15 protein-coding genes and 1 pseudogene are annotated in these 20,408 nt (G+C 36.2%); all 16 read left to right on the plus strand.

Going from position 1 to position 20,408, the window contains the following annotated elements; all coding sequences use genetic code 11:
• Window positions 1-481: 481 nt before the first annotated feature.
• Window positions 482-1,114 carry an LbetaH domain-containing protein gene (locus tag G3570_RS16005; protein ID WP_165143876.1) on the plus strand — a complete coding sequence of 211 codons (633 nt, stop codon included), beginning with the start codon at window positions 482-484 and terminating at the stop codon, window positions 1,112-1,114.
• Window positions 1,115-1,116: 2 nt separating this feature from the next.
• A complete protein-coding gene (rffA, locus tag G3570_RS16010) occupies window positions 1,117-2,250 on the plus strand; it encodes a dTDP-4-amino-4,6-dideoxygalactose transaminase (protein WP_165143877.1) in 1,134 nt (377 codons plus the stop codon).
• A complete protein-coding gene (locus G3570_RS16015) occupies window positions 2,250-3,377 on the plus strand; it encodes a hypothetical protein (RefSeq protein ID WP_165143878.1) in 1,128 nt (375 codons plus the stop codon). Before rffA ends, G3570_RS16015 begins: the two co-directional genes overlap by 1 nt.
• A gap of 161 nt (window positions 3,378-3,538) precedes the next feature.
• Window positions 3,539-4,798 carry a UDP-4-amino-4,6-dideoxy-N-acetyl-beta-L-altrosamine transaminase gene (pseC, locus tag G3570_RS16020; RefSeq protein WP_346267332.1) on the plus strand — a complete coding sequence of 420 codons (1,260 nt, stop codon included), beginning with the start codon at window positions 3,539-3,541 and terminating at the stop codon, window positions 4,796-4,798.
• Window positions 4,799-4,852: 54 nt separating this feature from the next.
• Complete coding sequence (locus G3570_RS16025; protein WP_165143879.1) at window positions 4,853-5,341, plus strand: GNAT family N-acetyltransferase; 489 nt, start codon at window positions 4,853-4,855, stop codon at window positions 5,339-5,341.
• On the plus strand, window positions 5,334-6,203 hold the full coding sequence (locus tag G3570_RS16030; RefSeq protein WP_165143880.1) for an aldo/keto reductase: 870 nt from the start codon (window positions 5,334-5,336) through the stop codon (window positions 6,201-6,203). Before G3570_RS16025 ends, G3570_RS16030 begins: the two co-directional genes overlap by 8 nt.
• Window positions 6,194-8,259: pseudogene (locus G3570_RS16575) on the plus strand (aminotransferase class III-fold pyridoxal phosphate-dependent enzyme). Before G3570_RS16030 ends, G3570_RS16575 begins: the two are co-directional and overlap by 10 nt.
• Window positions 8,260-8,262: 3 nt before the next feature.
• Window positions 8,263-9,252 carry a UDP-2,4-diacetamido-2,4,6-trideoxy-beta-L-altropyranose hydrolase gene (gene pseG / locus G3570_RS16040; protein WP_165143881.1) on the plus strand — a complete coding sequence of 330 codons (990 nt, stop codon included), beginning with the start codon at window positions 8,263-8,265 and terminating at the stop codon, window positions 9,250-9,252.
• A gap of 2 nt (window positions 9,253-9,254) precedes the next feature.
• Window positions 9,255-10,130 (plus strand): methionyl-tRNA formyltransferase, encoded by an 876-nt coding sequence (locus G3570_RS16045; RefSeq protein ID WP_165143882.1) that lies wholly within the window; start codon window positions 9,255-9,257, stop codon window positions 10,128-10,130.
• Window positions 10,127-11,176, plus strand: a complete 1,050-nt coding sequence (gene pseI, locus G3570_RS16050; RefSeq protein ID WP_165143883.1) for a pseudaminic acid synthase — start codon at window positions 10,127-10,129, stop codon at window positions 11,174-11,176. The genes G3570_RS16045 and pseI overlap by 4 nt, the downstream gene beginning before the upstream one ends.
• A gap of 10 nt (window positions 11,177-11,186) precedes the next feature.
• Complete coding sequence (locus G3570_RS16055; protein WP_165143884.1) at window positions 11,187-12,542, plus strand: hypothetical protein; 1,356 nt, start codon at window positions 11,187-11,189, stop codon at window positions 12,540-12,542.
• 484 nt (window positions 12,543-13,026) lie between these two features.
• Window positions 13,027-14,157 (plus strand): glycosyltransferase family protein, encoded by a 1,131-nt coding sequence (locus G3570_RS16060; protein WP_165143885.1) that lies wholly within the window; start codon window positions 13,027-13,029, stop codon window positions 14,155-14,157.
• 162 nt (window positions 14,158-14,319) lie between these two features.
• Window positions 14,320-15,576, plus strand: coding sequence for an EpsG family protein (locus tag G3570_RS16065; protein ID WP_165143886.1), 1,257 nt, complete (start codon window positions 14,320-14,322; stop codon window positions 15,574-15,576).
• A gap of 25 nt (window positions 15,577-15,601) precedes the next feature.
• On the plus strand, window positions 15,602-16,714 hold the full coding sequence (locus tag G3570_RS16070) for a hypothetical protein (RefSeq protein WP_165143887.1): 1,113 nt from the start codon (window positions 15,602-15,604) through the stop codon (window positions 16,712-16,714).
• Between the two features lie 4 nt (window positions 16,715-16,718).
• On the plus strand, window positions 16,719-18,611 hold the full coding sequence (asnB, locus tag G3570_RS16075; protein ID WP_165143888.1) for an asparagine synthase (glutamine-hydrolyzing): 1,893 nt from the start codon (window positions 16,719-16,721) through the stop codon (window positions 18,609-18,611).
• A gap of 137 nt (window positions 18,612-18,748) precedes the next feature.
• Complete coding sequence (locus tag G3570_RS16080) at window positions 18,749-19,612, plus strand: ATP-grasp domain-containing protein (protein ID WP_249067230.1); 864 nt, start codon at window positions 18,749-18,751, stop codon at window positions 19,610-19,612.
• The last annotated feature ends 796 nt before the right edge of the window (window positions 19,613-20,408 follow it).

Genomic DNA, 20,408 nt, shown 5'->3' on the forward strand with positions numbered 1-20,408 from the left:
AGGTGAGTTAATAGGTTCACATATGGTGCCATTGTCAACAGGCGTGGATTTTGTTAGAGCTGTAATTGAAGTTGCATTAGGAGGATTTAATTTAGATAACCTTAAACCAATAAATATAGGGTTTTCTGGTGTTTATTATGTGATTCCCAAAGCAGGAACGATTACAAAAATAAGTGACAATTCCCATAAGTACTCTGATATAGTATTTGCAAAATCAATTTATAATGTTGGAGAAGATGTATCCTCATTAATTGATGGGGCAGATAAAATGCCGGGTATTATNCAAAGCAGGAACGATTACAAAAATAAGTGACAATTCCCATAAGTACTCTGATATAGTATTTGCAAAATCAATTTATAATGTTGGAGAAGATGTATCCTCATTAATTGATGGGGCAGATAAAATGCCGGGTATTATAGTTTATTATTCTAAGGATAAAAAAGTTGATATTTCTGAACAAGTATTAGAAATCCATACATCATGAAAAAAGTACTAATAATTGGTGCGGGTGTCTTAGGTCAAAAATTTAATCATTTTATAACTCATTATTCGGAGGATGAGGTCGTTGGATGGGTAGATGACACAAAAAAAATCGACGAGAAAGTTTTGGGTAAACCTGTTATGTCGGGTATTGAAAATTTATATAAACTTGATTCTAACTTATTTGATTGTGTAGCAATAGGAATTGGTTATAAACACTTAGAATTTAAGTTAGATTTGATTTTAAAACTTAAAGAAGAGCGGTTTCAGCTTTATACGTACATACATCCAACAGCATATGTGGATATTACAGCTGAAATAGGTGAAGGTGTATTTATTGGTCCAAATTCTACTGTAGATAAAGGGGTTAAAATAAAGTCAGGCGTAATCATAACAAAGAATGTTGTTGTGAGTCATGACTCGATTATTGGGGCTTGCTCATTATTGGCGCCATCTGTAACAACATCAGGTTATGTTGAAATTGGAGAAACATGTTTCATAGGGACCGGAACTATATTTAAAGATGGCGTAAATATTACGAATAGTGTCCAAACTGGAGCCGTAACACTTATAGTTAATAATATTGAAAGTTCTGGGATTTATGTTGGTGGCCCTAAATTGAGGAAGCTTTAGTTATGGGAATTCCGTTTAACAAACCGTTTCTCACCGGAGATGAAACCGAGTACATAAAGAAAGCTGTAGAGTCCGGAAAAATATCCGGAAATGGAGAGTACACTAAAAAATGCCAACATTTTTTTAGGGAGCGTTATGGCTTCAAGAAATGTCTCCTTACAAATTCTTGTACGGATGCATTGGAGATGACGGCCATACTGGCCAATATTGGAGAAGGTGATGAAGTAATTATGCCCTCCTATACCTTCGTTTCTACCGCTAACGCATTTGTACTCCATGGCGCAAAAATTCGCTTTATAGATTCAAGGGAAGACCATCCCGGAATGGATGAAGATAAGATAGAGGAGGTCATTAATGAGAAAACTAAAGCAATTGTAGTAGTCCATTATGCCGGCGTTGCATGTGATATGAAAAAAATTATGCATATAGCCGAAAAGCATAATCTTTTAGTGATTGAAGATGCTGCCCAAGCGATAGATAGTTATTTTACATTTTCAGATGGAACAAAAAAACCGTTGGGTTCCATAGGTCATTTGGGGTGTTTCTCGTTTCATGAAACTAAGAATATTATTTCCGGAGAAGGAGGGATGCTGGTTATAAATGAAGATCAATTTATCGAACGATCAGAAATCATTTGGGAGAAAGGCACCAATCGCTCAGCCTTCTTCAGGGGAGAAGTAGATAAATACGGTTGGGTAGATGTAGGCTCCTCCTTTTTACCTTCTGAAATAACTGCTGCATTTTTGTACGCACAATTAGAGAATCTAGAAAATATCCAGAATCGACGGTGTCAAATTTGGCATCAGTATGAATCAGGGCTGAAACGCTGGGGAGAAAGCATGGATATCAGGATGCCTCACATTCCTGAGTATGCCACAAACAATGCCCATATGTTTTATTTAGTGTGTAAAAACATAGATCATCGAGATAAATTAATATATCAATTAAAGGAACAAGGGGTGCATGCAGTGTTTCATTATTTAAGCTTGCATAAAAGTGAATTTTATAAAGATAAGCACGATGGGCGCCATTTACCTTGGTCTGATCGTTATTCTGATTGTTTAGTAAGATTGCCATTTTATTACGAAATGGAAGAAGACGTCGTTGTAGATACTCTAACCCAAACACTGCTGTAATGATAGCCTTTGTAAATCCTTTCAATAATAGTCATTTGTATTCTTATGTAGCTTGCCTGCTATCAAATGATATCGTATCAAAAGAAAAAATTGTTATTTACCACAACTCTGAAAACTATGATGAGCGGAAACATGATAAGTTTAAAGCCCTTTCACGGTTTAAAAACTTTCGGGAATGGAAAAATATATATGATGATGATTTAAATGAATATAGTAAGATACACTTTCTTTCATTAGTGCCTGGAAATGCACCAATTATTTTAGATTTGATAGATCAAGAAAAAAATATTGATAAAAAAATCCACATCATATTAACTGACGATGAAGTAAATCGTTGGCGTCGAGTTAAACAAATTTTCGGTAAACTACGACCTAGCAAGAGGTATAAGATAGATGAAAATGTAATACAGGTGTTGTTGAGTGTTGACAACTATATTATCAATAAAACGTTCGGTGATTTGCTCAAGAATATTTTGGAAAGAGACGTACTATCTACGAACTACTCTTTCTTTATCCCGGATAAGTTTTTACCAATGAGTCTGGATGGTGTAGATGAGATTCGATTTAAATATACAATTCTTTTTGATACCAGGTCACCGCAAAAAGTGAACTATATTAGATTCTTATTGAGTTTTATCATGTTTCTAATATTTAATAAAAAACTAAGTTCAGTAAAGATAAAATTATATACTTGGAAGCTATCTTCAGGATCATTTTTATCATATTTTGCAAGATTTCTTGAGACTATTATTGGTAAGCTTTCGAAATTAAGGAAGCTGAATTTGCATTGGAGTAAAATTTCACGAATGCCCTACGATGAGTATCAAAAATTAATGAGCAAGGTTAATTTTCTTATATTGAGAGGTCGTGGGGGTGTTGGGGGGGCACTTACGTTTTTAAATGCCAACGGTATTTTGTTGGCAAGACAAGGTAGCTTGAATGCAAAATCCTTTAAAGAGAAATTAGGACCTGAATCGATATTTGCTTTTTCCAATTTCATTAATGCATTGAAAAAAATATTTAGCATAAAAGAAGATGAATATCGATCACGCATAAAAAAACAGAAAAGATGTTATCAACAATTTCAGCTTGATAGAAACACCTATTTAAAAAAATTTTATAAATAACGTGTTAACAATCGCAGGAATATAACTGGTTCATAAAGGCGTGTTTGGAATTGTACACATCTTTATTGATAACCTCGCAAATACAGGAGCAGGAACTGTACAATAACAAGCAATAATAAAGTAGCGCGGACTGTGAAAACCCTAAACCAATCAAACAATAAGTGAATTTTAAAACTGAAAAAAAATCAGTGGGTGAGTCTAATCATAACATTCCCTATGGGAAGCAACATATTAATGAATCTGATATTGAGGCGGTAACAGAGGTGCTGAAATCGGACTATCTGACCCAAGGTCCTAAAATAGCAGAATTCGAAGAAGCTTTTGCCAATTATGTAGAATCTAAATACGCCGTTGCGGTCTCAAATGGAACAGCTGCCCTGCATCTCTGTGCCTTGGCTCTGGATGTAACTGAAGGTGATAAAGTAATAACTACTCCCATTACCTTTGCTGCTTCCGCAAACTGTGTGCGTTACTGCGGGGGAGAAGTGGACTTTGCAGACATCGATCCGGATACCTATTTACTGGATATTGAAAAAGTAAGAAAGCTTTTGGAAGATTCACCTAAAGGTACCTACAAAGGCATAATACCGGTCGATTTTGCTGGAAGAGCCGTAAACCTAGAAGCATTCATTGAGCTTGCTGACGAGTATAATCTTTGGATCATTGAAGATGCCTGCCATGCGCCGGGAGGCTACTTTACAGATAGCAAAGCCAAGCAGCAACGCTGCGGTAACGGCAATTTTGCCGATTTGGCAATCTTCTCCTTCCATCCGGTAAAACACATCGCAGCCGGCGAAGGAGGGATGATTACTACCAATGATGAAAAACTTTATAACAAGCTCTTTAAACTCCGATCCCACGGCATCACCAAGAACAAAGAGGAGTTCCAAAATTCTAAAAGTTTTGCCGCCGGAATTCAAAATTCAAAATTCAGGAACTCGTCCGACCACCGGCGGATTCAAAATTACCCCGCCTGGTACATGGAAATGCAGGAGCTGGGTTACAATTATAGGTTAACGGATTTTCAATGTGCTTTGGGTTTAAGTCAATTGCAGAGAGCGGACGAGGGATTGGTGCGGCGACGGGAAATTGCAAAAGTATATGATGAGGCTTTTAAAGGAAAGTCATTTATTAAGAATCAATCGGGAGTGGTAGAAGGTCATGCCTATCACTTGTATGTTATTGAGGCAGAGGACAGACTGGGATTATACAATTATTTGAGAGAACAAAACATTTACGCTCAAATTCATTATATCCCGCTGCATCTGATGCCCTATTACAGGCAATTTGGCTGGAAGGTTGGAGACATGCCTCATGCCGAAACCTACTATAAGCACTGCATCAGCTTGCCGATGTTTCCTACCCTGAGTGATGAGGATCAGCAGTATGTCATTGAAAAAATAATGGGTTACTACAGTTAATTTATAAAAGCATCCGAACTCGAATCTGAACACCTGGTTTACAAGCCGGTGTCTATGGAACATCACTCCCAGGATTATGTGGACTGGATGAATGATCCTGATATGATTTGTTATATGGAGAGCGGCGGGGATTATACCGGGGAGAAATTGAGAAAATTCCTTAAGGAAGTTGAAGAGAAAGAAATCCTGTTCTTGGCTATACACCTGAAAGAGAACGGTATGCATTTGGGTAAAATTAAAATGGATCCGATTAATGAAAAAGACGGAAGAGTCGAGTACGGCATTATGATGGGCAGAAAATCGGAGTGGGGCAAAGGGTATGCGCGCGAGGCCTCAAACACTATTATTGATTATTGCTTTGAAGAACTGGGAATTCGAAAAATAACTCTGGGAGTAGTCGCTGTCAATGAGGCAGCCCTGCATCTATACAGATCAATGGGCTTCTCTGAGGAAGGGGTTTATAAAAAGCATTCGTTATATGAAGGCAAATATTCTAATATAGTTAGGATGGCGCTTTTTAATCCGGATTTCAAGTATGAATGATAGACTGATTTTAGGTACGGTACAAATGGGGCTGCCATACGGAATTAATAACCCGTCCGGCAGGATCTCGAAACAGGAAAGTTTTAAAATTCTTGAAACGGCTTATAGAAATGGTATTCAAACACTGGACACGGCCGAGGTATACGGATGTGCTCATAATGTAATAGGTGACTTCCATCAAGAACATCCCAAGCAGCGGTTCAATGTCATTACAAAAATACCGAAGGAAATTGCTATAAATAAAGTTAGAACAAGATTGCTTACCTATATTGAAGAATTGAATATAGATAAGCATGAAGCGGTCATGTTTCATTCATTCGATTCATACACTACGGATCCTCAATTAAAAGAGGAATTGGCAAAACAGAAAGAGAATGGTGTATTTAAAAACCTTGGTGTATCTTTGTATACTAATGAAGAGTTAGAGCAGGTTATGGATGATGACATTATTGATCTGGTACAGCTGCCATTTAACCTGTTTGACAATACATCAATTAAAGGTGAACTGATCCGGTCTGCTAAAGGTAAAGGAAAAATCATCCATACGCGTTCGGCCTTTTTACAGGGGCTGTTTTTTAAAAATTTGAGAGAGGATCATCCCGTGGTTAAGCGGCTGCTTGAACCCTTACGTAAAATACAGTCCCTTTCAGAAGAGCTGGGAATATCGATTGCAACTCTTGCTTTGCAGTACTGCCTGAGACAACCGTTTATTGACCGGGTTATCATCGGAGTGGATTCTCAGAATCAGCTGGAGAGTAATTTAAATCTATGTGACAAAGAACTGCCGCAGTCTGTAATAAATGAAATTGATACCATTCATATTGAGAACAAAAACCTTCTAAACCCAAGCTTATGGCCGTAAACACGCTGCTTATTACCCAGGCCAGAACCGGGAGCTCAAGGCTACCGGGCAAAGTATTAAAAAAGGTAGTCGAAAAGCCCCTGTTGCAAATTCATTTAGACCGTTTAAATAAATGTAAGAATGTCTCGGAAATGGTAGTAGCTACCACTCTGGAAAAAGAAGATCAAAAAATAGATGAATTGGCTAAAGAGTGGGGGTATCATACCTACAGGGGCTCTGAAGAGGATGTACTCGATCGTTTTTACTGTGCGGCTAAGCCCTTTCAGCCAAAATGGGTGGTGAGGGTTACCTCAGATTGCCCATTACTGGATCCTACATTGGTAGATGAGATTATTGATTTTTCCAGGCAAAAAAAGGCAGACTATGTGTCTAATACTATTGATCCTCATTATCCTGACGGGCAGGATGTGGAAGTCTTTACGTTTAAAGCTTTGGAAAAGGCGTGGAAAGAGGCCGAAAAGCATTCAGAACGTGAACATGTAACTCCGTATATAAGAAACAATGCTGATATTAAAGGCGGGAACTTATTTAAAGCGCTGAATTATTCTTCTAAACATGATTATGGGAAGATTCGCATGACGGTGGATCAAAAAGAAGATTTTATTTTAATAGAGAAACTTATTGAACGTTTAGGAACAGATAAAACCTGGAAAGAATATGCTGACTATATACTGGAGAATAATTTGGCATCAATAAATAATAAATTCGAAAGAAACGAAGGATTTCTAAAATCTTTGGAGAAAGATCAATAATGGGAACAGGTCAGGAACTCTATAAAAAAGCAAAAACACTAATACCGGGTGGAACCATGCTGCTTTCAAAACGGCCGGAAATGTTCTTGCCGGAACAGTGGCCGGCTTACTATTCCAAGGCCAAAGGCTGTGAGGTTTGGGATCTTGACGGAAACAAGTATATCGATATGTCCATCATGGGAATCGGCACCAATATTCTGGGCTATGGACAGGAGGAAGTAGATGATGCGGTGCGCGGTGTCATCGATAAAGGGAATATGTCTACCTTTAATTGTCCCGAAGAGGTTGAACTTGCCGAAAGGTTGGTGGAAATGCATCCCTGGGCAGACATGGTACGCTTTGCACGGACCGGTGGAGAGGCCAATGCCATCGCCATACGTATTGCCCGGACTGCCTCCGGTAAGGACAAGGTGGCTATTTGCGGCTATCACGGCTGGCACGACTGGTACCTTGCTGCCAACTTGACTGATGATGAGAATTTGAAAGGCCACCTGTTACCGGGATTGGATCCTAAAGGAGTTCCGGGTAATCTGAAAAATACGGTATTTCCTTTCAATTATAATAATTTTGAAGAGCTGGAAGCCATTGTAAACAAGCACGACATCGGTGCAATCAAAATGGAGGTGTCACGGAATAAAGAGCCTGAGGACCGATTCCTGGAAAAGGTGAGGGAACTGGCAAATAAAAGAAATATTATTCTGATCTTTGACGAGTGTACCTCCGGATTCAGGCAAACATTCGGGGGCCTGCATAAGCTCTACGGGGTTGAACCGGATATGGCCCTGTTTGGCAAAGCACTGGGCAACGGGTATGCCATTACAGCCGCAATCGGGAAACGGGAAATTATGGAGGCCGCCCAAAAAACCTTTATTAGCAGTACATTCTGGACGGAAAGAATCGGGCCGACAGCTGCCCTGGCAACATTGAAAGTGATGGAACGCGATGAAAGCTGGGAGACGCTAACACACACCGGAAATAGTATTGCTGATCGATGGAGGGCTATGGCAGATACTTACGGATTGTCCATAGCTATATCCGGGTTACCGGCCTTGATCTCCTTCAGTTTTAATAGTGAAAACGCACTTGCTTATAAAACCCTGATCACCCAGGAAATGCTGAAGAGGGGTTTTCTTGCGGCTACCGGCGTATATGTAAGTACTGCTCATACCGACAAAGTACTAGAACGCTATTTTTCAAACCTGGAAGAAATTTTTGGAACTATTGCAGAGTGTGAAAAAGGCAAAGATATTCATGAGCTTTTGGATGGACCGGTGTGCCATTCAGGCTTTAAGAGATTGAACTAGTAAATGAAAGGCCAGGTTAAGATACGAACAGACGGCAGTTCTAGCATAGGACTTGGCCATATCGTACGCTGTATTTCCCTGGCCCATATGATTAAAGATGAATTTGATATTCATTTTTACTCACTAAGCCTGCCCGATTCTTTGCAAAGAGAAATTAAGGAGGAAGGCTGGACGGTGACCTTAATCAATCAGGAGTCAGATTTTATGGCTTCCCTGAACGGTGATGAAATTGTAGTTTTGGACGGTTATCAATTTGATTCGGGCTATCAGAAAAAAATTAAGGACAAAGGTGCGAAACTGGTTTGTATAGATGACTTTCACGATCAGTACTTTTATGCGGATCTTGTTATTAATCACGCCCCCGGTATTACCGAGAATGAGTATGATGGGGAGCCTTATACAAAATATCTTTTAGGTCCGGATTATGCTTTACTAAGACCTGAATTTCTTAAATCTTCAAACCACAATAAAAGAAATTTTAAAAACGTAATAAAAAATATTTTTATCTGTTTTGGTGGTTCAGATCCTAAAAACCTGACAAGCAAAATACTCGAGTGGTTGCCCCAAAATGAGTTTAATGTTACGGTTATTCTGGGAAACAGGTATCAACATCATGATGATTTAAAGAATATTATCAGACAAAGGAAGAATCTTGTTGTTAGTGTTAAAACATCGTTATCTGCAAAAGAGATTAGGCAAGAGATGATTAACGCTGACTTTGGTATTGTACCTGCGAGTGGAATTTTATTTGAAATAATTTCTGTAAATACACCGGCTATATCGGGAATGTATATGGCTAATCAGTTTTTAATTTATCGGGGATTTAAAAAAAAGGACGTATTTATTGACGTTTGTAACTTTGATCGGAACAAAATTGCTTCATCAATTAATAGACTTAATGGAATTAAATTAGAACAGATAAGAGAGAATCAAAAGCAGGTAATAGATAATAGGAGCCACATTCGGCTTGCATCGGAATTCAGAAAATTTTAAGCATGAATATTGGTGTAATTACATCCGGTAATTTAGGTTACCAGGTAACTAAAGAGTTACTAAATAATTATACACCTGTTTTTCTGGCAATAGATATTAGGTCTGAATCACTTATAAAGCTTGCGAGAGAATTTGATATTCCGGCTTTTATCGGAAACCCAAGAAATGGTATGTTACTTGCTTTCTTAAATTCATTAGAGATAAAACCGGATATCATATTGTCAATAAATTATCTTTTTTTGTTAGATGAAGAATTAGTAGATAGGCTCCCAGTTTCAATTAATTTCCATGGTAGTTTATTACCAAAATATAGAGGCAGGACACCACATGTTTGGGCTATCATAAATAACGAAAAAAAAACGGGTGTAACTGCTCATTTAATTGATAAGAATTGTGATACTGGTGCGATTGTAAAGCAGCGCGAAATCAATATTCATCCGAGTGAAACCGGAGCAGACATTTTAAAAAAATTTAATGCCATTTATCCTAATTTTGTAAAGGAGGTGATTAAGGATCATATAAATGATCAACTTGAGCCAATTCCTCAGGATCATAGTAAAGCTACTTATTTTGGTAAACGAACTCCTGAAGATGGAGAAATTAACTGGAATTGGCAGAGAGAACGAATTTACAACTGGGTACGTGCCCAAGCGGCTCCTTATCCGGGGGCATATACCTTTATTAATAACAAAAAAGTAATTATTGACAAGGTTGTATTTTCGGATGCAGGATTTTCCAATGAAGATCCAAATGGATTGATACTTGATATTGAATCATTTCCAGTAGTGAAGTGCCCTAATGGAGCAATTCAGATAAATATTATTCGTAATAAAGAAGTTAACAATTGCATAAAAAAAGGAATGGTATTCCAATCATGAAAATTGGCCATTTTGAGATATCGGTCGACAGTAAAACTTTTATTATTGCTGAACTTTCAGCAAATCATAATGGAGACAAAGAAATTGCCCTTAAAACCATTAAAGCAGCAAAGGAGGCAGGTGCGGATGCTATTAAACTTCAAACCTACACTCCTGATACCATTACCATTGATTGCGATAATAAATACTTTCAAATAGAGGGAGGCACACTTTGGGATGGGAAAACCTTGTATGATTTATATGCTGAGGCTTATACTCCCTGGGAATGGCATGAGGAACTTTTTAATGCGGCAAGAAGGGAAGGGTTGATTGTCTTTTCTTCTCCTTTTGATAAGACGGCCGTTGACTTTTTAGAAGAACTGGATACCCCGGCCTATAAAATTGCCTCTTTCGAAATACAAGATATCCCATTAATTGAATATGCTGCTTCAAAAGGTAAGCCAATTATCATGAGTACCGGCATTGCCACAGAAGAAGATATTCAACTTGCCGTGGATACCTGTCGTAAGGCAGGTAACGAAGAGATCATTCTTCTTAAATGTACCTCTTCTTATCCTGCACCAGTAGAGCTGGCAAACCTGAGAACAATGGTCGAGATGAAAAAGCGTTTTGGTGTTGAAGTCGGCCTTTCTGATCACACTCTTGGTAATACGGTTCCTATCGTCGCAACAAGTTTGGGAGCTACAGTCATTGAAAAGCATTTTATTTTAGATAAATCTATTGGTGGTCCTGATGCTGACTTTTCATTGGATCTGGAAGAATTTAGTTCCATGGTAATAGCTGTTAGAGAAGCAGAAAAAGCTCTGGGTGAAGTGACGTACGAACTTTCTGATAAAGTTGAAAAGAATAAAAAGTTTGCACGCTCACTATTTGCTGTTAAGGATATTAAGAAAGGTGAAATTTTTACAGACAAAAATGTAAAAAGTATCCGCCCTGGTTATGGTTTACATCCTAAATATTTAGACAAGATATTGAATAGGCAGTCCAAAGCTTCCATACAGAAAGGGACACCAATTAGCAAAGATGTAATTAAAGACATTATTTAGTTTTCTTAAAATGAAAAAAATGTATGAAGTTCCGGGATTTTACCAAAATAGGCCCGGCAAAGTTATTGAACTGTGTGAATATCTTACAAAGGTAATGAATGAAATACACGGCACGGGATACTCTTTTCGATTCTGGGTAATCCTCCTTGAAGATTATGCATGGTTATGTGTAAACAGGGAACTACAGATGTCTGAACAAATTATACGTTCCAGGCCAGCTATTACACCGATCAATGGATGGGAATTGCCAAACTGGAAGGATAGGTGGCGCGAAAGAGTCCGTCAAATGGCCAAGGCCTTCTACAAGGGGAATTCAATGAACAAGATTAATAACATTTTAGAAGTAAACAAAAATATTTGTGTTGGAATTAGGGGAAAAGAGTTGGAACGATTTGGCCTAGGCACCTACTGTCCGGCATATTATAATATTTCATCATTTATTTTGGATACAGGGCTCAGAAAAAAACTTAAATCTATTGCTGAAAGTGAGGATTCCATATTTAGAAAGAATGTGATCTTGCAGTTACCCAGGTATTATGTTGAAGATTTTAAGAAGAATATTTCAAAAATTAATCTCTTTGAACCTCATAAAAAGATATTCCATGCTGAACATCTTTCGGGTATGATGGATCTAATTATCGCACTCTATTTGGAACATGGGGCAAAATACTACCTTTATCAGTTAGGGTGTAATTTTGGAGAAAAGGTTGGCTCTCCTTCGCCAATTACTTACATCAAAATCGACAAATTACGCACTTTTGGATGGAAAATACATGATAAAGATGAGCCTCATGTTGCTTATAGGCTTGAACAGTTTAGTCGGTGCTATAAAGAGTATAAAACCAATGAGCATTATGATATCTGCATTGTTTATAACCAGGTAAACATAGCCAACAAAAAAAGCTACAAAAAAATTAGTGAACTGTTTTTTAAGAAAATAGAGTATAAGAAATACCCTGATATTATACTTAGACCGCGTGGATACACAAGGAAGATGAATAACAGCGGTCAACTAAGATATCTGAATAAGCCGGAAAGGATCAGCATTGACCGGGGCATGAGGCCAATTCATGAGCTGGTCAAGGCATCCCGAGTGATGGTTCATCTTAATATACCCTCTACAAATTTTTTGGAATGCGTATATGTAAACCATCCGGTTGTTGCCATTTGTAATGTGGATAACCCAACTGAAATTGTGAAACCCTATTACCGCTTTTTTAAAGAAATGCACGTTTTCCATGATAATATGGAATCACTTGTGGAGCACCTTAACAGTGTGGATCTTGGAAGCTGGTGGGAAAAAGTAACCGGCTACCCGATGTATAAGGAATTCAAGCATAAATTTGCCCGCAAAGTTAAGAACTGAAATCTATTAAATAGTTATTCATAATCTATGAAAACTGAACCCGAAACATAGAAAGTATTATGTTTTCAGTTATCATTTTTAATTTTGCATTTTACATATAAAGAGTACAAAGTTTGTATTTCTTTATTTATTCTTTTGTAGATGTTCAAATTTTATTTACAGGTTTTGGGTATAAAATTAAAATCTATTTAATTTATAGATATTTTTAATTCACTTCTTTCTTTTTCCAATTGAGTTTATATTACATTTATATAGAAGAAACATGTTATAAGTACTAGTCCCAAGTGTTAAAATAACGGCTTCATGTTGGGACCGTGTGAAATGTAAAAGTAAGTACGTTAGGAAGTAAGTTATCGAATTTTTATTTCAGAGAGATGAATTTGTTGGAATGTTTGAAATGTTTTCAGTTTTTCTCATTTAATGCGTTATTCAATATTAACTATGGCCTATCATAAAATATTGCAGATAATTTGAAAATTAGTATATGGACGGTGATTTGAAGAAAAAAATACTTATAGTTTCAGCATCATTTTACCCGGATAAATCCCCTAGATCAATACGGACCACTGAATTGGTGAGGGAGTTTGCCCGCCTTGGTCATGAAGTACACCTACTCACTAAAAAAAATGACGAAATACATGTTTCCTTTGAAAAGAAATATGGAGTAACTATCATAAATTTTGGTCCGTTAAAATTTCCTAGAATAAAATTACATGATGATGATCGTTTTTTTTTGCACTATTTGAAAAGAGTACTAAGAAGAGGACTCAATCTCTTTTTTGAATATCCTGAAATTGAGCTAATGTACCGAGTTAAACGAGCTTTAAAATCAGCAACAGGATATGATCTGATAATATCTATTGCAGTACCATATCCCATTCATTGGGGCGTAGCTTGGTCACGAGACGAGAATAATCTAATTGCTAAAACTTGGGTAGCTGATTGTGGGGATCCTTATTTTGGTCATGAAAATGATTCTTTTAAGGTTCCATTTTATTTTTCTTTTATCGAAAAATGGTTTTGCCGAAAGACGGATTATTTATCTATTCCATTTGAAGGGGCAAAAGCCGCTTATTTTAAAGAATTTCATCATAAAATAAGAATTATACCTCAGGGTTTGTCATTTCCTGTTAAAACGGATAATAATAGTTATGTTAAAAATAATGTCATCACATTTGCTTATTTTGGTAATATTGAGAGTTATCAACATTACGCCTTGCCCTTTCTTGAAAAGCTGAATTCCATTAGACAGTCATTTCGATTTATTGTTTATACACGAAGGGAAGATTTTTTTAAAAGTAATTTAGATGATCGTACTTTAAAAAAATGCACGCTTAGAGACTATGTGGATAGGGATGTGCTGCTCGATAAATTGCAATGCGTGGATTTTTTAGTTCACTTTCCATATAAGAAGGGTACTCAAAAGTCCTTGAAGCTGGTTGACTATTCTTTCTTGGGTAAACCAATTCTGGAATATAAAAATGATCCGTATAGTGAGCAGGCACTGATGGAATTTCTGAATTTTAATTTTGAGAAAAGAAGAGAATTCGAAGATTACACTTCATTTGATATTAATAATGTGTGTAAGCAGTTTTTAGAATTGATCCATGCTTGAAAGAAATTACACAGTGTTAATCAAATATTCATTTCATTTTTTAAATTCAGTGTGAATACCAGCAGATTGAATATTAAGTCAATTAAACAGATATGTATTTAATTTCACTTCTAATCATGATACACGCTCTATTAAATTTCAGTTTTTATTTTTAAAAAAATCATGGTTGATGAAACTGATAAAAAAGGATATTACGCAGGTATTCTTTTCTTGATTTGGCCTTTACTTTCTCTAATAACTGCATTTAAAAATTACAAAAGTAGCTGGGGAAAAAATATTCTATGGGCTTTTGTAGCCTTTTATGGACTTTCATTTGCAATAGGAGCAGGTAACTCTAATAGTGATTTTACTCGTTACATTGCAAATATTGAATATTTACATAGTGTTAATCTGACGCTAGAAGGAGCATGGAATTATTATCTTCAGAGTGGGGAAATTGATTTTGTAAGGATAATAATTGATCTGATTATATCCAGGTTTACCGATAGCCAGCCTTTAATCACTTTGGTATTTGCAACTATCTATGGTTATTTCTTTTCCAGAAATATGTGGTTTGTACTTGAGCGTTTAGAAGGAAAGCTACAATTGATTACTATCTTGTTATATATTTGCTTTTTTCTGGTAATACCAATTTGGAATATGAACGGATGGAGAATGTTTACAGCTGCTCATATTTTTATTTATGGATTATTGCTCTATTTATACGAAGATAATAAGAAAGGGATTTTAATTTCGACATCAACAATTATCGTACATTTTTCTTTTATAGTACCGGTTGGTGTTCTTTTGTGTTATTTAATATTTGGAACCAGGCTGGTAGTATACTTTTGTTTTTTTGTTGGCACTTTCTTTTTGTCAGAAATTAATATTGAGGTATTTAATAGTGCCATAGAAAACTACGCACCTGAAATTATTCAAGAGCGTACCGCTAGTTATAGATCTGAGTCTTTGGTTGAATCGTATCGTGCCGCCGGCAATGATAACCGTAATTGGTATGCAATATGGTATGGTAAGTTCTTGAAATGGTCTGTTATGGGTTTTCTGGTTGTACTTTTTTTTAAGGGTCGAAAGCTTATATCCGAATATAAAAGTTGGTTAAGTTTGGCGTCATTTACCTTTTTGTATTATGGTGTTGCTAATTTGTTCAGTTCGATACCTTCTGGGGGTAGATATACTTCTATCGCAAATATACTTGCCTTAGCTTTGATCATATTTTATATCCAAAATAGGGAGCAAGAGAGGGTAATGAAACGTTTTATTATTTTAGCATTTCCTGCACTGCTTCTTTATGCACTTGTTCAATTTAGAATTGGGCTCTATTCAATTAGTGCCACATCAGTTTTGGGTAATCCTTTAGTTTCATTATTTACAGCGGGAAAGAATATATCTCTAGAAGATTTTATAAGATTATTTATATAAAAATATAGATTGCATGTTAACTAGTTTGAGAAATATTCTAAGCCGTAATTTTATAAATATTCCTGGATGGAAAACAGATAGAAAAATTGTGGTTATTCAAAGCGATGATTGGGGAAGTATTAGAACAGCAGAAAGTACATTTAATGACCTTTTGGAAGAAGGATATCCGTTGGATCAGTGTGTATACAACTCAAAGGATGCTTTGGAAACGAATTCAGATCTGGAGTACCTAATGGAGGTTCTCAGTTCTGTTAAGGATATGAATGGGAACCCTGCAATATTTACTATTAATAATATCGTAGCTAATCCGGACTTTGATAAGATAAAAGAGGCTGATTTCAGGAAGTATTTTTATGAGCCATTTGTACAGACTTTAGAGAGACTGCCTAATCGTGATAACGTAATGAAGTTGTATCACGAAGGAATCGAAGAAAAACTATTTAAGCCTCAATTTCATGGAAGGGAACATGTACATACTCATCATTGGATCAAAGCATTGCAAGAAGGAAACGTTAAACTTCTTAAAATATTTAATAGGGGTATGTTTACCTATTATAAGGGGGAAGGATCAAATTGCAAGAATGAATACCTAGATGCAATGGCGACGTACAATGAGAAACAATTCGGTGCAATTGAGGATAAAATAAAAAGTGGTTTAGATTTATTTGAAGATATATGGGGGTTTAGGTCAAAGACTTTAATCGCACCCTGTTATATCTGGGGTAGAAATATTGAAATATTTTTTCATAAGTATGGAGTTCGGCTTATTCAATCAGGACGCTGCCAAAAAGAACCGGTATACAACCAAGATAATTATAATATCATAAGAAGATATATCGGTCAAAATAATAGTCATGGTCAAGTATACTCCATCAGGAATGTTCAATTCGAACCTGCTTCTAATCCTGGTATCAATTGGGTAGATAAAGCATTAATAGAAATATCCACCGCTTTTATATGGAAAAAGCCTGCAGTTATTTCAACACATAGGGTTAATTTTATCGGAAGTATTAATCCCAAAAATAGAAGTAGAAATCTTATACTTTTAAAAGAACTGTTACAAAAAATTATCAATAAATGGCCGGAAGTTGAATTTATAAGTTCTGATCATCTGGCAGACTTAATTTTGGAAAAGTAATATTATGTGCGGGCTAGCAGGCTATTTTTATTTGGATCATAGAAAAGAACAATGTACTACAACAATCAAGGAAATGATTGATCTGCAGAAACACCGTGGTCCTGATGATTCGGGTATTCTGGCTATAAATACCAAAGATGAATTGATGGTCTCATATGGGAAGGAAAATCAGAAAATGGCAAGGCCATGTGATTTGCTTTTTGGATTTAATCGATTAAGCATTTTAGACTTATCATTCAATGGTCACCAGCCTATGGTATCAGAGAAGAATAAGGTAGCATTAATGTTAAATGGGGAGATTTATAACGCTTTTGATTACAAAGATGATTTAACAACTAAAGGTTATAATTTTAAAAGTACAACTGATACCGAAGTTGTTCTAAATCTCTATTTAGAGTATGGCATGGATGGCATGATAAAAAGGCTTAACGGTATGTTTGCCATTGTCGTCTGGGATATGCGAATTAAGAAACTGTTTCTGGCAAGAGATCGCTTTGGGATTAAACCTTTATATATTTTAAAGCAAAATGGCAGAATTTCTTTTTCCTCAGAAATGAAGAGTTTTGGTGTTTTGCCGGAATTTTCTTTTGAACTTGATAAGACTAAGTTAGATGAGTTTCTATTGTTCAGAAATGTAATTAATGATACGCTATTCAAAAATATACGAAATTGTAAGCCAGGTAGTTATTTAAGTGTAAGTCAAACTGGAGATATTAAGGAACATATTTTTTATGATATAAATGAAGAGGGTGCAGATCTAAAATCAAAAAAAGACGCGCTAAATGATTTAGAAAGATCACTTCAAAGAAGTGTACAGCGGCAAATGATTAGTGATGTAAAATTGGGATGTCAGCTTTCCGGGGGTGTTGATTCTTCCCTGGTTGCATATTATGCAAAAAAAAGTCTTGAAGAGGGCCGGTTGGAGACCATTTCCATAAAATTTTCTAATCCACTCTTTTCTGAAGAAAGGTACATTGATTTCGTGGCCCGACAGTTGGAATTAATTGCGCATAAATATACAATGGAAGGTGAATACTATTTTAATGAACTTGAAAAGGCAACCTGGCATTTTGAGCAGCCTTTGAATCACCCCAATACTATAGGGATATATTTACTAAGCCAAGAAGCTAAAAAGCATGTTACGGTATTATTAAGTGGTGAAGGAGCCGATGAAGCTTTAGCCGGATACAGAAGATTTATTAATAATATTCAATCCCCATATTTTAACAGGCATTTTTTAAGTAAGCTAAAGCAAAATTTACCAAACCTTTTAAGTTTTTTGAGGTATTACAATGACGGTAACTGTCGCCTTATTATGGAATCTTCATTTAGTAGTATTTACTCTGCAAATGAATTATATCCGGAATTTGACTCTAAGTTAGCCTTCGAGAAGAGAAAAAGTATTCTCGATAAACTAGATGGAGATCCAATATTAAAACATCGTAAATATGAACTTTTAACTTACTTGCCGGATTTGCTGATGCGGCAAGATAAGATGTCTATGGCTCATAGTATTGAGAATCGAGTTCCATTTTTGGATAATGAAATGGTAACAAGTTCCTTAAATATAGCTGGCGATGAATTAATTGGCAGTAAAAATGGAAGAACAGAGGCAAAAATGATTTTAAAGGTTCTTTGTTCAAAGAATTTCGGCAACGATTTTGCATTTCGCAGAAAAAAAGGATTCGGAATTCCTCTAAAAGATTTTATGAGTTCAACAGACTTTCAGAATAGATGGAAAGATGAAATTGAACCTGGGATTGAAGAACGGGGGATATTTGAGGTCGATTCCGTCTCAAAGTGGGTATCAAAAATTGAAAAAGCAAATTCCGCTCAATTAGATGCCATTTGGTTAATGACCGGTTTTGAGATATGGGCTAAAAAATATTTAGATTAATGATTGCAATTCATAAAGGCACAAACGATTTCAGTTCTAAATGGATTGAATATTGCGATGAACAGGAAATTAGTTATAATATTGTTGACTGCTATTCTAATGACATTATTTGGCAGTTAAGAGAATGTGATTCTCTTATGTGGCATTTTAAACAATCAAATCCCAAAGATATTTTGTTTGCTAAAGAGCTGACTTATGCCTTACAAACCGCCGGAAAAAATGTATTCCCTGATTTCCATACGGCCTGGCATTTTGATGACAAGGTAGGGCAGAAGTACCTGCTGGAAGCTATTGGGGCTCCCATGGTTCCTTCTTACGTATTTTATAAGAAGCAGGAGGCATTACGATGGATAGAGAAAACCGAATTCCCAAAAGTGTTTAAGTTGCGTAGGGGGGCAGGATCGTCACACGTTAAGCTTGTTAATAATAAGTCAGACGCCCAAAAGCTTGTTTCAAGAGCTTTCGGACGGGGCTTCAGCCAATACGATAAGATGGCAAACCTAAAAGACCGCTGGTATAAATACCGGAAAGATAAAACCGAGTTTTGGGATGTGATAAAGGGCATATTGCGCTTTGCTAAAAAACCTGAATTTGCTCGTATTGCCGGTAATGAAAAGGGATATGTCTATTTCCAGGATTTTATTCCGGAAAATGACTATGATATAAGAGTGGTTGTAATTGATGGTAAGGCTTTTGCGATTAAACGACTGGTGCGGGAAGGAGATTTCCGGGCTTCTGGAAGCGGGCATATTAAATATGAGAAGCAACATTTTAATAAAGAGACCATTCGAATGTCATTTGAAGTAGCGGATAAAGTGAATAGCCAGTGCCTTGCCCTCGATTATATCTTTAAAGACGATAGACCCCTAATAGTAGAGCTGAGCTACGGATTTGTCAAAGAAGTTTATTATGATTGTACCGGCTACTGGGATCGGGATTTAAACTGGCATGAAGGTCCCTTTAATGCCCAGGGATGGATGGTGGAGACACTTAAATCTTGAATTATTTTACTTCCAACTGTAGAAATTTTCTTACTTTGAAATTACCATACTCATGGTATTATGAAAATTTTGGCGCTTAGGTAAGTAGTTTTTTGACCGTTGAACAAGCTTAATATGTTAACCTATTTAGGTTATTTTTTTAGTTTTTTCCATTCTTAAAACTACGTATCGCATCTCTTAGGATAGTTAACGGCTTAAAAATTGAAGTAGAAAAACTTCCTAATTACTAAGGGTCCTAGGAAGTTTAGCCTGTTATTGGATTCTTTCTAATAGATTTGCAAGCTCCTTAAAACTAAGAACGGCAGCTGAACTTGCTTAGAGCACCTCTTTTTATGACTGGGTATTTGATATTTATTTAGATTTTCTTTTAGTCTCCTTTATAGGGTCAATGAATCACTCTGTCTCTATAAAATTTTTCAAAAAAATGCACTGAAAATTATGGAAGCAAAATGAAAATAATCAATATTTCAATAAGAAATATTTGAAACAAAATAATAGATTATCAGTTTACTTGGTATTACTTCAAAACTTCGCTGTAGTGTATGCGACTATTAAAAACGGTATAGCAATTTGTAGTCCGGTGGAAATTAAAATATGTAACATAAGCCTATTATTTATCTCTTAGTACTAACAAAAGTAAGTAATATCATCTACGTAATATTTTTAAGAAGCATGAAAGTAAAATTTGCAGCTTTATCACTTTTATTTCTACTGCTAATCTCACCGGTATTGTCTGCCCAGACGGCTAACAGTCGAGCCGGAGATGAGGTAGCCCTGGAGGCTCTTTGGGTTTCCC

The sequence above is a fragment of the Halalkalibaculum roseum genome, assembly GCF_011059145.1.
Classification (GTDB): Bacteria; Bacteroidota; Rhodothermia; order Balneolales; family Balneolaceae; genus Halalkalibaculum; species Halalkalibaculum roseum.